This is a genomic window from Aeromonas rivuli (assembly GCF_000820045.1).
In the GTDB taxonomy this organism is placed as follows: domain Bacteria; phylum Pseudomonadota; class Gammaproteobacteria; order Enterobacterales; family Aeromonadaceae; genus Aeromonas; species Aeromonas rivuli.
Genome location: NZ_CDBJ01000042.1, coordinates 181,332 through 201,323, shown reverse-complemented (window position 1 = coordinate 201,323; position 19,992 = coordinate 181,332). Strand labels below are relative to the sequence as shown.

Sequence of the window (19,992 nt, the reverse complement as noted above, 5' to 3'; positions counted from 1 at the left end):
TCAACGGGATCCCATCCCCCCGCTGCCATCGCTTGCCATCCGCGCCCTCCCTCTCCAGGCCACCAACAAGGAGCCGCACTTGATACCCCAAGCTCGGCAGAGCGCTTATCCGCCCCCCATCATCGATAGAGATGATCGGCAGGCAGCACTAAAAGCAAACTCCGCATCGCCCAATGACGCCCTCGCCAGCCTCATGGGGCCAGATCCACCTGCCAGGGGCATGACAGCGCTCAGATAAGGAGACCTACTCGACGCCTCAGATGGTCAGCCAAGGTTGGGCTGTGGGTGCCAGTTGGGCGCATGGGGGCCATGCCTGTGCCACTTTCCAGTTCTCCCCATATCTGGCGTCCCCAGAAGCCAATGGACAGGGATGCCCTTGCCGCCTTCATGCTGACCGCCGGCCCCCAAGGAGATGCCAGCTCCCGCACCGATAACGGCCGCTGAGGCCTTGTCGGGCTCAGTGATGCAAAAGAAAGCCACCCCATCACAGTGATCGCCTCAAACCCTGACCCAAGCCCGCCGAGTGCCTTCTTGATAGCTCTCTCTTTGCCAACCAAAGAGTCGAACGGTCCCCTCGGCGGGTGCACAGCTGCGAGCCAGGATGGGTAAGGCAATATGGCGCTCACCAAGATCGCTGGCGGGTCGGAACCGGATCCCCAGGCACAGTCTCCTCATTCGCTTCTCCCTCGCCCAAGCGGCCCTGAAAACAGATGAGTGATAATCAATATCACCTGCAAGATAGGGCCTGCCTGGCACTTTCCAACCTTGTTTCAAATGTAAAAAAAAGCCCTGATGGCAACGGAAAAATCTGGGACGATCGAGGTCACACAATCGGCTGGCATGGCTTTAAAACGCGAACTTTATGTTTAGCGTAAATAAATGTAAGCATATAATTTTAAAAGGTTTGAAATATAATTTGACGAGAATGACGAAAGAATTTTGGTTTTTACGAAATCGACGAAATCAGGCCTTGTTGTTCTTCTGTTAACTCTGCTTTGCTAGGGGCGTTGGATTAGATAAAGACAAGGGTGCAAAACCTGCCCAACACAGAGGGCCGATATGCATAGCATGCGATGTCGGTGCTCCATTCCAAAACATGGAAGACCAATAAGAAAGGAAAACATATGCTTGCCAAAGTATCCAAAATAGCTACCTCAGTCATGCTGGGAACCCTGATGATTGCTGGCGCCACCAGCAGTGCCATGGCCGCCGAGAACAAGACGGTGCTGACCATGGTCGCCCAACAGGAGACCGCCTGGGTCAAGAACTTCAACCCCTTCCTGCAGGCCGGTCTGCTGCACACCACCCGTCACTTCATCTATGAGCCGCTGGTGATCTTCAACGATATGCAGGGTGGCAAACCCGTCTATCGTCTGGCGACCCACTATGCCTTCAGCGATGACCTGAAGTCCGTCACCTTCGACCTGCGCGATGGCGTCAAGTGGTCCGACGGTGAAGCCTTCACCGCCGACGACATCATCTTCTCCTTCAATCTGGTCAAGGCCAACAAGGCGCTGGATGAGCGCTCTATCTGGACCCAGATCAAGGGCATCGAGAAGTTGGGTGACCACAAGATCAAGTTCGACCTGACCGAGGTCAACACCAACGTGGTCAACGACCTGGTGCTGATCCCCATAGTGCCTGAGCACCAGTGGAAGTCCGTCAAGGACCCGGTTGCCTTCACCAACGACAAGCCGGTCGGTACCGGTCCCTTCACCGAAGTGGACAACTTCTCCGCCCAGCTCTATACCCAGTGCCGCAACCCGCACTACTGGGATAACGCCAACCTCGCCATCGACTGTATCCGCATGCCGCAGATGGCCACCAATGACCAGGTGCTGGCCGCCGTCATGAAGGGTGATGTTGACTGGTTCGGCTCCTTCGTACCGGACATCGAGCGCCTCTACGTCGGCAACGATCCCAAGAACAACAAATACTGGTTCCCGGCCTCCGGCACAGTGGCGTTCAACGTCAACTTCCAGAGCAAGAACCCGGGCAACCACGAAGCCTTCAACGACATCAACTTCCGTCGCGCCTTCTCCATGGCCATGGATCGCCAGTCCATGGTGGACATCGCCGGTTACGGTTACCCGACCGTCAACGACTATCCGTCAGGTTTGGGCAAGGCGTTCGCCTCCTGGGATAACCCGGACGTCGAGAAGAAATACGGCAAGTTCAGCAAGTTTGATGTCGAAGGCGCCAAGGCGCTGCTCAAGCAGGCTGGCTACAAAGATTGTGACGGCGACAAGTTCCTCGACACCCCGAGCTGCAAGAAGATCGAGTTCAAGGTGCTGGTACCTAACGGCTGGACCGACTGGGTCAACACCGTCCAGATCGGCGTCGAAGGCCTGCAGGCACTGGGTCTGAACGCCAAGACCTCCACCCCGGAAGCCACCGTCTGGACAGACGCCCTGGTCACCGGTGACTTCGATGTCGCCCTGCAGGGTTACTTTGCCGGTGCCAACCCGCACAAGTACTTCGAGACCGCTTTCCACTCACGCAACATGGGTGAGCGTGGCAACCGCTTCGCGGCCAACCGCTACAAGGATCCGGCGCTGGACAAGTTGATCGATGACTTCACCCAGACCGCCGATGCTGCCAAGCAAAAAGAGATCATGTTCGCTATCCAGGAACGTGTCGGTGCCAACCAGACCATCATCCCGGTGTTCAACAACCCGACATGGTATGAGTACAGCACCAAGCGCTTCCATGGCTGGTTCAGCGCCGACAACCCGGTCGCCAAACCGCAGCTCCACCCGGATACGCCTGAGCGTCTGCTGCACGTGCTGTCCCTCAAGCCGAACAGCTAAATCCTCCTGGCCCCCTGCGGGGGGCCTTCTTCCCCGCCGCCTGCCCACTTCCCGGATCTGCCGGGGTTGGGGTAGCTATGCCCGGTGCGGGGCAGACTTGCAGTAAAAGGTATCATCATGGGATTTATACTAAGACGTTTCTCCTTCTATCTGGTCGCCTTCCTGGTGGCCGCCACCATTAACTTCCTGCTACCCAGAGCCATGCCAGGGGATCCCGTCTCCGTCATGTTTGCCCGGGCCGGCGCCATGATGGAACCCGCAGCCCTCGAGGCACTCAAGGCCACCTTCGGCTTTGTAGATGGTCCGATTGGCACTCAATTTCTGACCTATGTGAAGAGCGTCTTCACCTGGGATCTGGGCACCTCGGTGCGCTACTACCCCCAGCAGGTTGCCGACGTACTGGGTCGCGCCATCGGCTGGACCCTGTTCCTGGTAGGCACCTCCACCATCATCAGCTTCTCCTTCGGCTCCATCGTCGGCATCTTCGCCGCCTGGTACCGGGGTGGCCGCATGGACAGCATCCTCTCGCCACTCACCCTGGTGATGCAGGCCATCCCCCCCGTGGTGGTCTCCCTGCTCGCCCTGTTCCTGTTCGGGGTCAGCCTGGAGTGGCTGCCCATCGGCTACGCCTACAGCCCCGAGATCACCGCCGATTATGGCTGGGAGCACATCAAGAGCATCATGCTGCACGCCATCATGCCGGTCGGCACCCTGGCCATCGTGCAGGTGGGGGGCTTCCTCATCACCATGCGCAACAACATGATCAACCTGCTGGGGGAAGACTACATCACCATGGCCAAGGCCAAGGGGCTCTCCAACAGACGGGTCATCTTCAACTACGGTGCCCGCAATGCCATCTTGCCGAGCGTCACCGCGCTCTCCATGGCGCTGGGGTTCGTCATCGGCGGCTCCCTCATCACCGAGGTCATCTTCAACTACCCGGGGCTGGGCCTGACCCTCTACCAGGGCATCCTGGCGCGCGACTACCCGCTCATTCAGGGGCAGCTGCTCATCATGACCATCACCATGCTCAGTTTTAACTTCCTGGCCGACATGCTCTACGTCTTCCTGGATCCCCGTCTTCGTACCGGAGGTAAATAAGATGCGTATGCCTACCATCCTCAAGATTTTACTGGGCAACAAGAAGGCCGCCTTCGGCCTCGCCATCGTCGTCTCCTTCGTGTTGATGGCCGTGTTTGCTCCGCTGCTCGCCAGCAATGAGCCGACCAAGCGGGTTGCCCGTCCCCACCAGCCGCCCAGTGCCGAGTACGTGATGGGCAGCACCCGCATGGGGCACGATATCTGGTCCCAGTTCACCAATGGCGCCCGCATCTCGCTGATGGTGGGCTTCGGGGCAGGCCTCTTGGTCTGCGCCCTGGCCATCGGCATCGGCATCACTGCCGGTTACTTCGGCGGCCTCATCGACGAGTGCCTCACCTTCCTGATGAACGTCATGCTGGTGATCCCGGGGCTGCCGCTACTGCTGGTGCTGGCGAGCTTCATCGGGGAGGCATCCCCCCTGGTGATAGCCCTCATCATAGGGTTAACGTCCTGGGCCTATGGGGCACGGGTCATTCGCGCCCAGACCCTGGCCCTGCGGGAGAAAGAGTTCGTCATCGCCGCCGAAGTGCTGGGTGAGCCGGCCTGGCGCATCATCCTGGTGGAGATACTGCCCAACCTCATCTCCATCATCGGGGTGAGCTTCATCGGCTCCATCATCTACGCCATCGTCACCGAGGCGACCCTGGAGTTCCTGGGCCTGGGCGATCCGACCGTGGTCAGCTGGGGCATCATGCTCTACAACGCCCAGACCTCCAGTGCCATCCTGGTGGGCGCCTGGTGGGAAATTCTGGCCCCCTGCTTCGCCATCGCCACCCTGGGCGCCGGTCTGGCCCTGCTCAACTTCGCCATCGATGAGATAGCCAACCCGCAGCTGCGCTCCCACAAAGGTCTGCGCCGCTGGAAACAACTCGCCGTCCCGGCCCCGGTCATCACCGCTCAGGAGAAGACAGCATGAAATCGCAACAACCCCTGCTGTCGGTGCGCGAGCTGTGCGTCGACTACATCACCGAAAGCGGCGACGTGCGCGCCGTCAACTCGGTCAGCTTTGACATCATGCCGGGGGAGGTGTTCGGCCTCGCCGGTGAATCCGGCTGTGGCAAGTCCACGGTCGCCTTCTCGGTGGCCCGGCTGCACAAGCCGCCCGCCTACATCAGCGGCGGCGAGATCCTGTTCAAGGGGGAGAACATCCTCGGCTTTGACGACGAGCGGCTGCGCAGCTACCGCTGGCGTCAGGCGAGCGTGGTGTTCCAGTCCGCCATGAACGCGCTCAACCCGGTGTTGCGCATGGAAGAGCAGTTCTGCGACGTGCTGCAAGCCCACAACCCCAAGCTGACCCGCTATGAGGCGATCAAGCGCGCCCAGGAGCTGCTCGCCATCGTCGACATCCATCCGAGCCGGCTCAAGGATTATCCGCACCAGTTCTCCGGCGGCATGCGTCAGCGGCTGGTGATCGCCATCGCCATGGCCCTCAACCCCGAACTGCTGATCATGGATGAGCCGACCACGGCCCTGGATGTGGTGGTGCAGCGGGAGATCTTGCAGAAGGTCTATGCCCTCAAGGAGAAGTTCAACTTCTCCATCCTGTTCATCACTCACGATCTCTCGCTCATGGTCGAGTTCTGCGATCGCATCGGCATCATGTACGCCGGTGAGTTGATCGAAGTCGCCCCCTCCAAGGCGATCCTGACCGCGCCCCTGCATCCCTATACCAAGGGGCTCGGCAACTCCTTCCCGCCCCTGCACGGCCCGAAAACCGTGCTGGAAGGGATACCCGGTACCCCGCTCAACCTGCTGGAGGTGCCGGTGGGCTGCCGCTTCCAAGCGCGCTGCGCCAAGGTGCACGAGCGTTGCCGTCAGGAGTACACGGCCCTGGCCGAAATTCGCCCCGGCCAACAAACCGCCTGCCATCTCTACGCCGACGGCCTGGCCGATGACGAGCTGGCATCCGAACCTTTGATCTTCGCTCAGGCCGCTGGCTGTTAAGGAGTCTTCCATGCACATCGCCGATACCCAGGCTCCCATCATCAAAGTCGAGCACCTCTACAAGGACTTCTCGGTCAACTCCAATGCCATCAAGAGCGGCAAGATGCGGGCCCTCTCCGACATCACCTTCAACCTGCACAAGGGCCGCGCCCTGGCGGTGGTGGGGGAGTCGGGCTCGGGCAAGAGCACCATCGCCAAGATCATCGCCAAGATGTACAAGCTCTCCAGCGGCCGCATCCTCTATCGCGGCCGGGATCTGGAGGAGTTCAACAAGGGCACCGCCCTGCTCGACTACCGTCAGAGCGTGCAGATGGTGTGGCAAGATCCGTTTGGTTCGCTCAACCCGACCCACACCATCTATCACCACATCGCCCGCCCCCTGCTGCTGCACAGCAAGGTGCTCGACAAGAGAGATCTGCCGGACATGGTCCATGACCTCTTGGAGAAAGTGGGACTGACCCCGGCCAAGGCAACGGCGGCCAAGTACCCGCACCAGCTCTCCGGCGGCCAGCGCCAGCGGGTCAATATCGCCCGCAACCTGGCGGTGGAGGCGGAAGTGGTGCTCGCCGACGAGCCCACCTCCATGCTCGACGTCTCCATTCGCATCGGCATCCTCAACCTGATGGAGCAGATGAAGAACGAGCTCGGGGTCTCCATGCTCTACATCACCCATGACATCGCCACCGCCCGCTACGTGGCGGAGGATCTGGCGGTGATGTATGTGGGTCACATGGTGGAGTGGGGCGAGGTGGACGAGATCCTGCACCACCCGCAGCACCCCTATACCCAGCTGCTCATCTCGGCGGTGCCCGACCCCGAGAAGAGCATCCACGCCGAGCTCGAAGGCGGGCGCAAGGGGGAGATCCCGCTCTGGACGCCGGAATCCTATGGCTGCCCCTTCGCCGGGCGTTGCAACCAGGTGATGACCCGCTGCAAGGAGGCCATGCCGCCCGTCACCAAGCTTGCCGACAATCACTTCGTGCGCTGCTACCTGCACGAATAAGCCCGAAGGGGCGGCCTTGGGCCGTCCCCTTCCTGAATCAAATACAGAGGTGAGATGGCATCGCAGATGCGGGGAGTACCTCATGCCTGCACCGCTCATCCATCCTCTGTGCCCTTCCCCGAATGTTGAGGTATCGATGGAACTGCTAGTCAATCAGGTGGGTTATGAGTGTCAGGGTCGCAAGCAGGCACTGCTGCAGACCCGGCCCGGCCAGATCCAGGAGGGCCTGGCGCGATTGCTGCCGCTGACCGGCGGCCCTGCCCTGTTTGAGAAGCCCCTCAACGAGGAGGTCTGCGTCCCGGGCTGGCAGCAACGGGCCTTCTGGGTCATCGACTTCAGCGCAGTCACCCAGGCCGGCGACTACCGGCTCGAGGTGATCACCGCCCATGGCATAGTGCGCTCCGCCCGCTTCCGGCTGGGTGAGCGGTTACTGACCCAGCACTGCCTGTCTGACGTCATCCACTACTTCAAGGGTCAGCGTTGCAGCGGCCAATATGACAAGGCGGACAGAGCCGCCCCCCTTTTCGGCGGCGAGCAACGCCGTGACGTGCACGGTGGCTGGTATGACGCCAGCGGCGATGTCAGCAAGTACCTGAGTCACCTCTCCTACGCCAACTACCTCAACCCCCAGCAGACCCCGCTGGTGGTCTGGTCTCTGCTCAAGAGCCGGGAGCTGCTGGCCCGACGCCAGGATATCGACAGCCTGAACCTGGGCAAGCGTCTCGATGATGAGGGATTGCACGGCGCCGACTTCCTGTGCCGCATGCAAGACGAGTCCGGCTTCTTCTACATGACGCTGTTTGACAAGTGGAGCAAGGATGTCACCCAGCGCGAACTGTGCGCCTACGCCACCCAGCAGGGGCTCAAATCCGGCAGCTGGCAGGCGGGCTTTCGCCAAGGTGGGGGCCTGGCCATCGCCGCCCTGGCCCGTGCCGCCCGGGCCGGGGTGAGTGGTGACTTCGCGCAGGCCGAGTATGGCGAGGCGGCCCGGCGCGGTTACCTGCACCTGCGCGAGCACAACCTTGCTTATCTGGATGATGGCCAGGAGAACATCATCGATGAGTATTGCGCCCTCCTGGCTGCGGTCGAGCTGACGCACAGCCTCGGGGATGAGTGGCGGGCCGAGGCGCGCCACTGGGCCGAGCGGCTCTGTGCCCGCTTGCGCCCCCACGACGCACTTGGTCACTACTGGAGCGCGAACCAGGATGGCTCGCGCCCTTACTACCATGCCGCCGAGGCGGGCTTGCCGGTACTGGCCCTGCTCGAATACCTGGCGCTGGAAACAGATCCCGACCGCATCGCCAGGGCCGAACTCGTCGTGCGCCAGGCCCTGCTCGCCGAGCTGGCCCTGACCGGGCGTCCCGGCAACCCCTTCGCCCTCGCCCGTCAGTATGTGAAAGGGGTGGATGAGGCACCTCGGGTGAGCTTCTTTATGCCCCATCACAACGAGTCAGGCTACTGGTGGCAAGGGGAGAACGCCCGGCTGGCTTCCCTGGCCGCCGCGGCCTTTGCCGCCGCCGCCCGGCTGCCGGACCTGGCCGCTTCCCTCGACGCCCACGGTCAACGTCAACTGGACTGGATCCTAGGGCTCAATCCCTTCGACGCCTGCATGCTCATCGGGCACGGCATCAAGAACCCGGGCTACACCGCGGGCTACCCCAGCGCCCCGGGCGGCATCTGCAACGGCATCACCTCGGGTTTCGAGGACGAGGCCGATGTCGCCTTCATCCCCGATGAATACCGGGATCGCCTGGATCAAAACTGGCGCTGGGGCGAACAGTGGATCCCCCATGGCGCCTGGTTTGCCCTGGCGATCAGCTGGCAGGGGACTCGTCATGAGTAAGCACGCAGTGTTGCCCGATAACATCGCCTACTGGGTCGGCGTCGATGGTGGCGGCACCCATACCCGGGCTCGCATTCGCAACCAGAAAGGCGAGTTGCTCGGTGAAGGGCGCGCCCCCGGCTCCAATCTGGAACTGGGCATCGACCTGGCCCAACGCCATGTGCTGGGTGCGGTGCAGGGCGCCATGACGGCGGCCCGGCTGCCGGACTCGGCCCTGGCCCGGATGAGCGCCGGGTTGGCGCTGGCCTCCGCCGAGCTGGAGAGCTGCTATCGGGACTTTCTGGCCCAGCCCCTGCCCTTTGCCGAAACCCGGTTGACCTCGGATGCCTTCGGCGCTTGCCTGGGTGCCTTTGGCGGCGACCAAGGGGCCATTCTCATCGCCGGCACCGGCTCGGTCGGGCTCATCTTTCAGGGAGGCCGCATTCGCACCTGTTCGGGCCGCGGCTTCCCCATCTCGGATCTGGGCAGCGGTGCCTGGCTCGGACTGCGCGCCATCCAGCAATCCCTGCTCTGCCACGACGGCATACTGGCTCCCAGTCTGCTGGCGGTACGCCTGCTCGACCACTTCGGACGGGATCAGGCGGCGCTGGTCCGTTGGGCGGCCCAGGCGATCCCGGCCGACTATGGCCGCTTCGCCCCCTGGGTGTTCGAGGCGGCAAAGGACGAGGATCCCCTCGCCCAGGCCCTGCTGGCTGAAACCCGGGATCAGCTCGAGACCCTGATTGGCGGCATGCTGGCACAAGGTGCCAGTCAGGTCGCCCTGCTCGGTGGCATAGGAGAGCGGCTGCGCCCTCGCCTCGGCCACCTTCCCCTTGTCACCCCGCAGGCGGATGCCCTGGAAGGCGCCATCCTCTTTGCGAAATGGAAGGAACTGCCATGTCTACACCCCTGATCACCATTGCCATCGAACGCCGCGATGAGGAGGACGTCTGGGTCTTGTTGACCCTGGACAGGCTGCCGAGCGAGCCCTGGCAACTGCACTTCTGCCTCGGCCGTCAGGTAGACGCCAGCAGCCTGAAAGGGGGTGAACTCATCCACCAGAGCGGCACTTACAAGGTGATAGCCCCCCACCCGGGGAGTCGAGAGTTGGCACTTTGCTGTCGCAAGACGGTGTTCAAACACCTCACCGACATGCCGCAAGGCTTCTTCCTCAGCCTGCCAGAGTCCCAGCATGGTCCCCAGATCATCCCCGTCACAGTGGCAAGCCAGGAGCTCGGTCTCGACTCTCCCGCGTCAGTGCAACCTGAACTGGCCAGCGTCGATAGCGAGCACGGCATAGTGCCGCAGCCCCGTCGCCTGGTGCGCCTTGAGGAGAGTTACTTTCGGCTCGCCGAGCGTGCTCATGTCAGGGGGCCGGGCAACCTCAGCGCCCTGCTCGGCCACTTCAACGAACTGACCTCCCTGGCCCTTGAGCAGGATCACGACGCCGAAATCACCCTGATCGAAGCCGGACTGGCCGATGAGGCCTATCGCCTGCACATCACGCCACAAGGGGTCGAGATTGCCGCCGCCGGCCTCCCGGGCTGGCGTCATGGCCTGGTCAGCCTGGCCCAATGGTATCTGCAACATGGCGAGAGCCTGCCCTGCATCGAGATAGAGGATGAACCGCGCTTTGGCCTGCGGGTCATTCATCTGGATTGCGGCCGTCACTTCCAGCCGATGGCGAGCCTCAAGCGCCTGCTCAAGCAGATGAGCCTCTACAAATTCAACCGCTTCCACTGGCACCTGACCGATGACGAAGGCTGGCGCCTCGAGATCAAGGCCTTCCCGGCCCTGACCGAGGTGGGCGCCTGGCGTGGCCACGGCTTGGCCATCGGCCCCCAACTCAGTGGCGGCGCGGCGCGCTACGGCGGTTTCTACAGCCAGGATGAAGCCCGCGAGCTGATCGCATACGCCGCTAGCCTCGGCATCGAGGTGATCCCGGAGATCGACATTCCCGGCCACTGCCATGCCGCCATCAAGGCGCTGCCCGAACTGCTGATCGAGCCTGCGGATCACTCCCGCTACCTGTCTGTGCAATTTTTTGACGACAACGTGCTCAACCCGGCGCTGCCCGGCACCTATCAGTTCCTCGACAAGGTCATGGACGAAGTGTGCGAGCTGTTCCCGAGCACGTTGGTGCACATGGGGGGCGATGAGGTGCCCCACGGCGTCTGGACCGACAGCCCGGCCTGCCAGGCGCTGATGCAGCAGCAGGGCTATCGGGACATCCGGGAGTTGCAGGGTCACCTGCTGCGCCACTGTCAGGACTATCTTGCCGCCAAGGGGCGGCAGATGGTGGGCTGGGAGGAGGTGTTGCAAGGGGACAAGGTGGGCAAAGAGGCCATCATCTGTGCCTGGACCAGCTTCCAGGCGGGCCTGGACGCTGCCAGTCAGGGGTATCCTGTGCTGATGGCGGCGGCCCAGTACCTCTATCTGGATCTCGCCTGCAACGACAACATTGACGAACCTGGCCTCTACTGGGCAGGCACTCCCAATCTGGAGCAGGTCTACTCCTGTGACCCTGCCCCAGCCGATTTCCATGCCAACGATAACATCCTGGGGGTGCTGAGCCCCCTGTGGTCCGAGCTGGTCCATACCCGTGACCGACTCGACTATATGCTGTTCCCACGCATGCTGGCCACGGCGGAAGTCGCCTGGAGTCTGCCGAGTGACAAGGATTGGGCGCACTTCTGTGCCCGGTTGCCCGGTCAACTGGCGATACTCGACCAGCAGCAGGTGCGCTACCGGACACCGCAAAGGTAATGTTGTCACTCTGTTTGGCGGTCTGCGCGGCCGCCTTTTTTTATCCCTCCCCCAACCTCTTGTTTACTTCTTCGCATCAAAAGACATACACTTTGCGCGGCTTTTAACGTGCCATATGGATACATATTATCCACCTGTTGTCCTGCAAATCCCATAAAACGCCCTCAATGAATCTCGATTGAGGCCGATAATAATAACAACGCTCGCCCATACGAAAGGAACTCTCCCATGCCCAATCAGCCGGCTCCCCTGATCGACCAGGAAGTGACCTTCCCCGACTCGGTCCAACTCGTCTCTATCACGGACTTGCGCGGGGTGATCACCTATGCCAACCCGCACTTCTGCGAGGTGGCCGGTTATACCCGGGAACAGCTGATTGGCCAGCATCACAATCTGGTCCGCCACCCCGAGATGCCCAAGGCCGCCTTCGCCGACCTCTGGCTGCAACTCAAGGCAGGCAAACCCTGGCGCGGCATGGTCAAGAACCGTTGCAAGGATGGTCGCTACTACTGGGTCGATGCCTACGTCACCCCGCTTTATGAGGAGGGCAAGATCAGCGGCTACCAGTCGGTGCGCTGCAAGCCCACCCCCGCCCTGATCCAGCGGGCCAGCACCATCTACCGCACCCTGCGCCAAGCGGAGCAGGGCGCAGCCTCCATGAGCGTCTCCTTTACCCGCCTGCGGCCCGGGTTGGCGCTGGCTGGTCTCGCGGCCCTGGTGGTGCTGGCCTGGCAAATGGCCGGGACGACTGCGGCGCTGTTGATGCCAATGCCCTTGTTGCTGCTCGGTCTCCTCTATCGCGACGAGCTGATCGGCACCCGCCACTATCTGCGCGGGTTGCGCCACAACTATGACAGCCTGACCCGTCAGGTCTATTCGGGGGGGGAAGAGGTGGCCATTGCCGATTTCCACCTCAAGATGGGCGAGGCAAGGCTCAAGACGGTGCTGGGCCGGGTCAATGATGCCACCATGCCGCTGCAACAACTCGCCAGCTCCCTCAAACTCGCCTCTGGTCAGGCCTGCAGCGCCATCGGCGAGCAGGATGCCCAGACCCAGCAGATGGCGGCCGCCATGACCCAGATGGCCAGTACGGCCCAAGAGATAGCGCGCAATATCCAGGACTCCCACGGTCAGGTGGACGAGGCTCGCAGCCGCTGCCTGCAGACCGATGATCAACTCGCGCAGACCGAACGCCAGATCACCGCCCTGACCGGTCAGGCCGAGCAGGCGTATCAGGCGGCCGTCAGCCTGGCCGAGGAGTCGGCACGGATCGGTACCCTGATGAGCGAAATCCAGGGCATCGCCGATCAGACCAACCTGCTGGCCCTCAACGCCGCCATCGAGGCCGCTCGCGCTGGCGAACAGGGCCGTGGCTTTGCCGTGGTGGCCGACGAGGTGCGCACCCTCTCCACCCGCACCCACAAGGCAACCGAGCAGATCCAGGGCAGCATCAACCAGATCCAGCAGACCCTGACCCAGTGGCAGGCGATGATGCAGACCAACTTGCAGCAGACCCGCACCTGCGCCGACTTGACCCGCCAGGGCTCAAGCAGCCTGCATCAGGTGCTGGAAGAGATAGAGCAAGTCAGTGCCTGCGGGGCCCAGATAGCGGCAGCCGCCGAGCAGCAGCAGGCCGTGGTTGAAGAGATCAGCCGCAACATCCACTCCATCTCCGAGCACTCCCAGCACAACAGCCACAAGATGCGCGAGGTCGATGAGGTGAGTCAGGCACTGCTCAACCAGTCCAGCCAGCTCAAGGGGCTGAGCCAGACCTTCGGCTGACCTTGCCCCCATAACGACACAGGCGCCACCAACACGGTGCCTTTGTCACACTTGCCCAGCCAACGACAAAGACGCCACCAACACGGGGCCTTTGCCACACTTGCCCAGCCAACGACAAAGATGCCACCAACACGGGGCCTTTGTCACACTTACCCAGCTGACGACACAGGTGCCACCAACATGGAGCCTTTGCCAAACTTGCCCCCATAACGACAAAGGCGCCACCAACACGGGGCCTTTGTCACACTTGCCCAGCCAACGACACAGGCGCCACCAACATGGAGCCTTTGCCAAACTTGCCCCCATAACGACAAAGGCGCCACAATGGCGCCTTTGTCGTTATGGAAAATGATCAGCCATGCAAGGAACGGAAACCGGGCTCACCAAACAGGCCAGGATAGAGGCCATACTGGCGCTGATACCGGCCGGTCGGGTGGCAAGCTATGGCCAGGTGGCGGATCTAGCCGGCTTGCCGGGCCGGGCTCGTCTGGTCGGCAAGGTACTCAGAGAGACCCAGAAAACCCTGCCCTGGCACCGCGTGCTGGGGGCCGGGGGCAAACTCTCCCTGCCCAGGGGATCGGTGGGATTCGACGAACAGACGGGGCGCCTGCAACAGGAGGGGGTGCCAGTGATGGGGGGACGGGTCAGGATGAAGGAGTGGCAGTGGCAGCCCGATCTCGCCGAGCTGCTGTTCCTGATCCCCTTCTAGGGATCCTTGCCATGACATGGCGCTCATGACGAGCCCCATGATAGGGCTCATCCCTCGCGAGATGAGAGGATCTCGTCACTGCGAACCTGTACGGGTATGGTTTCCGCCTCCCGCTGCAGCAACACCAGCTGGCTCTGTCTGTCGACCTCCAGCACGTAGCCAACCCCCTCGCGCGTCAGGCAGCTCATGCCTGGCCGGATCTCGTTGATATCCATCGTTGACTCCTTGTCTTGCCTGCCGCTACCTTGCAGCTTTTGCAGTATATCCCCATAAACGAAAAAGGCCCCGCGTTATGCGGGGCCTATCGACATACAGGGATCAGGCCTTCTTGGCCTTGGCCAGACTCTCCTGCCACTTGCCATTGTCGTAGTGGGCCGTCCAGCCTGTCGCCTTGCCGTTTACCTCGGTCATCACGTACTGCTCCTTGGTCTTGCGACTGAAGCGGACGATGGATGCGTTACCGTCAGGATCTGACGCCGGGGCATCGGCCAGGTACTGGTGCTTGGGCGAGAGCCGCTCCTTGAAGCGTTTGAGCTCTTCCACCAGGGGGGCTCGGGTCTCCCGGGATTTCGGGAAATTGCTGGCCGCGAGGAACAGACCCGCCGCGCCATCACGGAGCACGAAGTGCGCATCGGACTGGCTGCACTTGAGCTCTGGCAGCGGCACCGGATCTTCTTTTGGCGGTGCAATATCGCCATTTTTCAGGATCTTGCGAGTGTTTTTACAGGTCTCGTTGGTACAGCCCATGTACTTGCCGAAACGGCCGTTCTTGAGCTGCATTTCGCTGCCACAACGGTCGCAATCTATGCTGGGTCCTTCGTAGCCCTTGAGCTTGAACTGGCCCTTCTCGATCTCGTAACCCTCGCAGTCGGGGTTGCGACCACAGACGTGCAGCTTGCGGGTCTCATCGATGATGTAGGCATCCATGGCGGTGCCACAGAGGGTGCAACGATGCTTGGCGCGCAGCGCCTCGGTTTCGGCCTCTTCCCCATCGGCCGCGGAGACGAACTCGTCCGCCGAGACCAGGTTGATGGTCTTCTTGCAGCGCTCTTTGGGCGGCAGGGCATAGCCGGAGCAACCGAGGAAGACCCCGGTGGTGGCGGTGCGAATGCCCATCTTGCGCCCACAATCCGGGCAGTCGATGTCGGTCTGCACCATCTGGTTGGCGCGCATGCCCCCCTCTTCAGCGGGTTTGTCGGCCTGGGCCAGCTCTTCGGTGAACTCGGCGAAGAAGGCATCGAGTACGTCCTTCCACTCCTGCTCCCCCTGGGCCACCTCATCGAGCTTGTTCTCCATCTTGGCGGTGAACTCGTAGTTCATCAGCTCGACGAAGTTCTCCACCAGACGGTCGGTGACTATCTCCCCCATCTTCTCGGCGAAGAAGCGGCGGCTCTCGACCCGCACATAGCCCCTGTCCACTATGGTGGAGATAATGGACGCATAGGTGGATGGACGGCCAATACCGCGTTTTTCCAATTCGCGCACCAGGGCCGCTTCGGTAAAGCGAGCAGGCGGCTTGGTGAAGTGCTGGCGAGGGTCCAGCTTGATCAGCTTGAGCGCCTCACCGACGGTCACCGCCGGCAACTGGGTATCTTCGCCTTTGCGGCCCATGGGCGGCATCGCCTTGGTCCAACCGGCGAAGCGCAGAATACGGCCACGGGCTTTCAGCTCGAACTCACCGGCCTTGACGGTCAGGGTGGAGGCATCGTACTGGGCCGGGGTCATCTGACAGGCGACGAACTGGCGCCAGATGAGGTCATAGAGCCGCACCGCGTCCGACTCCATCCCTTCCAGCTCGCTGGTGGTCAGGGTGACGTTGGAGGGACGGATCGCCTCGTGCGCCTCCTGGGCCCCGGCTTTGGAACCATAGAGGTTCGGCTCGCTTGGCAGATAAGGGGCGCCGTACTGGGTGGTGATGTAGTCACGCACCGCCTCGACCGCCTCTTTGCTGAGGTTGGTGGAGTCGGTACGCATATAGGTGATGTAGCCTGCCTCATAGAGACGCTGAGCCATCATCATGGTCTTCTTCACCCCAAAGCCCAGACGCGTCGAGGCGGCCTGCTGCAGGGTGGAGGTGATGAAGGGAGCAGAGGGCTTGGAGCCGGTCGGCTTGTCTTCGCGGCTGATGACCTTGTAATCCACCCCGTTCAGGGCGGCCAGAGCGGCATCGGTCTCGGCCTTGGTCACCGGCTTGAAGTCGGCACCATTGCGGCTGAGCACTTCCATGCGCAGGGATTCGTCCCCGGCGGTCATCAAGTCGGCATGCAAGTCCCAGAATTCCACCGGCACGAACGCCTTGATCTCGCGCTCCTTGTCGACGATGAGGCGCACGGCCACCGACTGCACCCGACCGGCGGAGAGTCCGCGGGCCAGCTTCTTCCAGAGCAGCGGGGAGACCATGTAGCCTACGACCCGGTCCAGGAAACGCCTGGCCTGCTGAGCATTGACCCTGTGCATGTTCAGCTCGGACGGCTGGGCAAAGGCCTCCTGGATCGCGCTCTTGGTGATCTCGTTGAACACCACCCGCTTGTAGCGGCTCTCGTCACCGCCGATGATCTCGCGCAGGTGCCATGCAATCGCCTCTCCCTCTCTATCCAAGTCGGTTGCGAGATAGATGGTGTCGGCCTTGGCGGCGAGACTCTGCAGTTCACTGACGACTTTCTCTTTGCCGGGCAAAATCTGGTAATTCGCCTGCCAGCCATTGGTCGGATTGATCCCCATGCGGGCAAACAAGGCGTTGCGATCCTTGGCAGCCTTCTCGGATTCGCTGAGCTTGATGCCGCGAATAACGGGTTTCTTGGGTTCGCTGCTGGCACTGCCGCTGGTCGGCAGGTCGCGGATATGACCGACGCTGGATTTCACCACGTAGTCTTTACCCAAGTATTTATTAATGGTCTTGGCCTTGGCCGGAGACTCTACGATGACCAGTGATTTGCCCATGCTGTAACTTTTATCCTCGTTGCACCCGTCGGGGTTGGTGTGCGGTTTTGTGGGGCTGTATAAGAGATTTGACGCCAAAAAGCAATCTTGGCGACAACTTTGCTTACCATGGCTAACCGCATCGCTTCTTTATTTATTAATGCGAAGCCGAGCCGCCGGACGCAACCGCTTTTTCATTTTTATGCCGCACATCGCCGTTTTTTATATCCGAAACAACATAACAAACCGCCCTCGTAACATAACAAAGCACTTTCGTTATCAGCTTGTTACAACAGACAAAATCTCTTTATAATGGCCACATCCCGCAGCTTTGTGCGCGGAAGGAACCGCAACCCATATAAAAATCGAAAGGATGTACTCTGATGAAGCACTTCGAGGTTAACTTCGACGGCCTGGTCGGCCCGACCCACAACTACGCCGGCCTCTCCTATGGCAACGTCGCCTCCCAGAACAATGCCAAAGAAGCCTCCAACCCGAAGGAAGCGGCCAAGCAGGGGCTGCGCAAAATGAAAGCGCTGACGGATCTCGGCATGACCCAGGGGGTACTGGCTCCTCAGGAGCGCCCGGATCTCGCCACCCTGCGTCGCCTGGGTTTCACCGGCTCCGATGCCCGGGTGCTTGAGCAGGCAGCCCGCCAGGCCCCCGCCGTGCTGGCCGCCTGCTTCTCCGCCTCCAGCATGTGGACCGCCAACGCCGCCACCGTTTCGCCGAGCGCCGACACCCAGGATGGCCGCATCCACTTCACCCCGGCCAACCTGACCAACAAATTCCATCGCTCCCTCGAGCCCGACGTGACAGGGCGCATCCTGCGCGCCGTCTTCCCGGGCGATCGCCATTTCTGTCACCACAGTCACCTGCCGGACAATGATCACTTCGGCGACGAGGGGGCCGCCAACCATACCCGGCTGTGTCGCGCCTACGGCGAGGCGGGCGTCGAGCTGTTCGTCTATGGCCGCAGCGCCTTTGACGTATCCCAGCCTGCGCCCAAACGCTACCCGGCGCGCCAGACCCTGGAAGCGAGCCAGGCCATCGCCCGTCTGCACGGCCTCGGCGAGGAGACCGCCGTCTTCATCCAGCAGAATCCGGAGGTGATCGATCAGGGGGTATTCCACAACGACGTCATCGCGGTGGGCAACCAGAATGTGCTCTTCTTCCACCAGCAGGCCTTCCTCAATACCGACTCGGCCCTGGCCGAAGTGCGCACCAAGTTTGGTGAAGGCGATCTGCACTTTATCGAGGTGCCGACTGCCGAGGTCTCGGTACAAGATGCGGTGAAATCCTATCTGTTCAACACCCAGATCCTGACCCTGCCCTCAGGCGAGATGGCGATCATCGCCCCGACCGAGTGCCGTGACAACCCGGCCGTATCCGCCTATCTCAACAAGCTGGTTGGCCTGGGCACCCCCATCAAGCAGGTGCACTTCATGGATGTGAAGCAGAGCATGCGTAACGGCGGCGGGCCCGCCTGCCTGCGGCTGCGGGTCGCCATGAATGATGCCGAGCTGACTGCGGTCAATCCGGCCTGCCTCATCAATGACGGCCAGTTTGCCCGACTGGACGCCTGGGTCGAGAAGCACTACCGCGACAGCCTGGCCCTGGATGATCTGCGCGATCCGGCCCTGGTGCAAGAGTCCCGCACCGCCCTGGACGAGCTGACCCAGATCCTCAAACTTGGCTCCGTCTATCCCTTCCAGCGCTAAGAACCTGGTCACGATCTTACTGCGAGGCCGTGATCAAGGCTCATGCGCGGCTCGGAATCCTCACGTATGCCTATACGCTCCGGTTCCTGCGCTGCTCTTTACCTTGCTGACGACCTCTCGTGACAGCTCGTAGACAGGTTCTAAGCCGCAACAAAGCCATAAACGAAGGGCCGGGCAAGAGCCCGGCTTTTTCATTTCGTTTGCGTAATGGCTGCTCAGCGCCAGGGGCTCTGCTGCCAGAGCCGCTCCAGCCCCTGCACCAGCCCCAGCGCCCCCTGCTGGCCCAGCTTCTGGGTCAGCGACTTGGGCTTTTGGAAGCAGAGTCCCACCAGATGCCGCTCTTGCGCACGGCGCAGCAGGTAGTCATCGCTGGTACAGAGCTCATCCACCAGCCCCAGCTCCTTGGCATGACCGGCGAGCCAGTGCTCCCCGGTGGTGACCTTGTCGATCTCCAGGGCCGGGCGATGGGCGGCCACGAAGCCTTTGAACTGCTCATGGATGGCCCCCAGCTCCTCGCGAAACTTCTCCCGACCCGGCTCATCGTTCTCGCCGAACATGGTGATGGTGCGCTTGTATTCGCCTGCGGTGTGCATCTCGAATTCAATGTCGTGCTTTTTGAGCAGCTTGTTGAAGTTGGGCATCTGAGCCACCACGCCGATGGAGCCGACGATGGCGAAGGGGGCCGCCAGTATCCGGTCAGCCACGCAGGCCATCATGTAGCCACCGCTGGCCGCCACCTTGTCGATGGCCACCGTCAGGGTGATCTGCTTGTCCCGCAGCCGCTGCAACTGGGAGGCAGCCAGGCCATAGCCATGCACCACACCGCCGCCGGATTCGAGACGCAGCAATACCTCATCCCCAGGCTGGGCGACCCCTATCACGGCGCTCACCTCTTCCCGCAGGGAGGCGACTTCTCTGGCATCCATGCTGCCATGAAAGTCCATCACGAACAGACGGCGCCGCTCATCCCCTTGCTTGCCACGCTGCTTGCTGCGCTCTTTTTGCTGTTTCTCGATCAGCTTGCGCTCCTGCTTGCCGGCAAGAGAGGTGCGCAACCTGTCCTGGGTCTGCTCCAGCTCGGCGGAGAGATCCCTTATCACCAGCTCACCCTTGCGGGACTTGGGGTGGCGCGCACTGACCAGCATCAGGATCAGGGCGCCGATGGCCAGCAAGAAGGTGAGTGTCTTGGCCAGAAACAGGCCATATTCGCTCAGAAATGCCACAGAGAACTCCGTTGAGAGTGAAAATTTTTCCCATTCTAGGGAGTTTGCCCAAAGGGCGCAAAGACTGTTGCCAGCCCCAAAGCAGGCCGCGGCTGGGGAGCCGTCTTCCGCCCTTGGCGCCGGGTGTGCCTCGGCCAGCGAGCCGGGAGAAACAGGACACAGAGCGCGTCATTGCCTGGCGCCTTTGAATTA

At 61.7% G+C, this 19,992-nt stretch carries 15 protein-coding genes; 12 read left to right on the top strand and 3 right to left on the bottom strand.

Annotated features, from left to right (window positions below; all coding sequences use genetic code 11):
- Positions 1 to 315 precede the first annotated feature (315 nt).
- The 11 genes from BN1130_RS23020 to BN1130_RS08690 all read left to right on the top strand — a co-directional run bounded on the left by BN1130_RS23020 (position 316) and on the right by BN1130_RS08690 (position 13,937).
- Complete coding sequence (locus BN1130_RS23020; RefSeq protein WP_269745794.1) at positions 316 to 444, top strand: hypothetical protein; 129 nt, start codon at positions 316 to 318, stop codon at positions 442 to 444.
- Positions 445 to 1,124: 680 nt separating this feature from the next.
- Positions 1,125 to 2,810 carry an ABC transporter substrate-binding protein gene (locus tag BN1130_RS08735; protein ID WP_042041499.1) on the top strand — a complete coding sequence of 562 codons (1,686 nt, stop codon included), beginning with the start codon at positions 1,125 to 1,127 and terminating at the stop codon, positions 2,808 to 2,810.
- A gap of 117 nt (positions 2,811 to 2,927) precedes the next feature.
- The gene (locus BN1130_RS08730; protein WP_042041498.1) at positions 2,928 to 3,911 is read left to right on the top strand and encodes an ABC transporter permease; all 984 of its coding nucleotides are present in this window, start codon (positions 2,928 to 2,930) and stop codon (positions 3,909 to 3,911) included.
- Position 3,912: 1 nt separating this feature from the next.
- The gene (locus tag BN1130_RS08725) at positions 3,913 to 4,827 is read left to right on the top strand and encodes an ABC transporter permease (RefSeq protein WP_042041497.1); all 915 of its coding nucleotides are present in this window, start codon (positions 3,913 to 3,915) and stop codon (positions 4,825 to 4,827) included.
- Entirely contained in the window at positions 4,824 to 5,855 is a 1,032-nt protein-coding gene (locus BN1130_RS08720; protein WP_042041495.1) for an ABC transporter ATP-binding protein, read from the top strand. Before BN1130_RS08725 ends, BN1130_RS08720 begins: the two co-directional genes overlap by 4 nt.
- A 10-nt stretch (positions 5,856 to 5,865) precedes the next feature.
- On the top strand, positions 5,866 to 6,858 hold the full coding sequence (locus BN1130_RS08715) for an ABC transporter ATP-binding protein (protein ID WP_042041494.1): 993 nt from the start codon (positions 5,866 to 5,868) through the stop codon (positions 6,856 to 6,858).
- Positions 6,859 to 6,994: 136 nt separating this feature from the next.
- On the top strand, positions 6,995 to 8,701 hold the full coding sequence (locus BN1130_RS08710; RefSeq protein WP_042041493.1) for a glycoside hydrolase family 9 protein: 1,707 nt from the start codon (positions 6,995 to 6,997) through the stop codon (positions 8,699 to 8,701).
- On the top strand, positions 8,694 to 9,593 hold the full coding sequence (locus tag BN1130_RS08705) for a glucosamine kinase nucleotide-binding domain-containing protein (RefSeq protein ID WP_042041492.1): 900 nt from the start codon (positions 8,694 to 8,696) through the stop codon (positions 9,591 to 9,593). Before BN1130_RS08710 ends, BN1130_RS08705 begins: the two co-directional genes overlap by 8 nt.
- The gene (locus BN1130_RS08700) at positions 9,578 to 11,446 is read left to right on the top strand and encodes a beta-N-acetylhexosaminidase (RefSeq protein WP_042041491.1); all 1,869 of its coding nucleotides are present in this window, start codon (positions 9,578 to 9,580) and stop codon (positions 11,444 to 11,446) included. The genes BN1130_RS08705 and BN1130_RS08700 overlap by 16 nt, the downstream gene beginning before the upstream one ends.
- A gap of 228 nt (positions 11,447 to 11,674) precedes the next feature.
- A complete protein-coding gene (locus tag BN1130_RS08695; protein WP_042041490.1) occupies positions 11,675 to 13,228 on the top strand; it encodes a methyl-accepting chemotaxis protein in 1,554 nt (517 codons plus the stop codon).
- Positions 13,229 to 13,586: 358 nt separating this feature from the next.
- On the top strand, positions 13,587 to 13,937 hold the full coding sequence (locus BN1130_RS08690; protein WP_042041489.1) for an MGMT family protein: 351 nt from the start codon (positions 13,587 to 13,589) through the stop codon (positions 13,935 to 13,937).
- 47 nt (positions 13,938 to 13,984) lie between these two features.
- On the opposite strand, the gene BN1130_RS22630 is transcribed toward BN1130_RS08690, so the two are convergent.
- Together BN1130_RS22630 and topA are read right to left on the bottom strand one after the other, a co-directional pair.
- The gene (locus BN1130_RS22630; RefSeq protein ID WP_198135252.1) at positions 13,985 to 14,152 is read right to left on the bottom strand and encodes a hypothetical protein; all 168 of its coding nucleotides are present in this window, start codon (positions 14,150 to 14,152) and stop codon (positions 13,985 to 13,987) included.
- A 103-nt stretch (positions 14,153 to 14,255) separates the two neighbouring features.
- On the bottom strand, positions 14,256 to 16,877 hold the full coding sequence (gene topA / locus BN1130_RS08685) for a type I DNA topoisomerase (RefSeq protein ID WP_042041488.1): 2,622 nt from the start codon (positions 16,875 to 16,877) through the stop codon (positions 14,256 to 14,258).
- 362 nt (positions 16,878 to 17,239) lie between these two features.
- On the opposite strand from topA, the gene astB reads away from it, so the two are divergent.
- Positions 17,240 to 18,577, top strand: coding sequence for an N-succinylarginine dihydrolase (gene astB, locus BN1130_RS08680; protein ID WP_042041487.1), 1,338 nt, complete (start codon positions 17,240 to 17,242; stop codon positions 18,575 to 18,577).
- Positions 18,578 to 18,792: 215 nt separating this feature from the next.
- Here the strand turns inward: astB and sohB are convergent, their stop codons facing one another.
- Positions 18,793 to 19,800, bottom strand: a complete 1,008-nt coding sequence (gene sohB, locus BN1130_RS08675; protein ID WP_042041486.1) for a protease SohB — start codon at positions 19,798 to 19,800, stop codon at positions 18,793 to 18,795.
- Positions 19,801 to 19,992 lie beyond the last annotated feature (192 nt).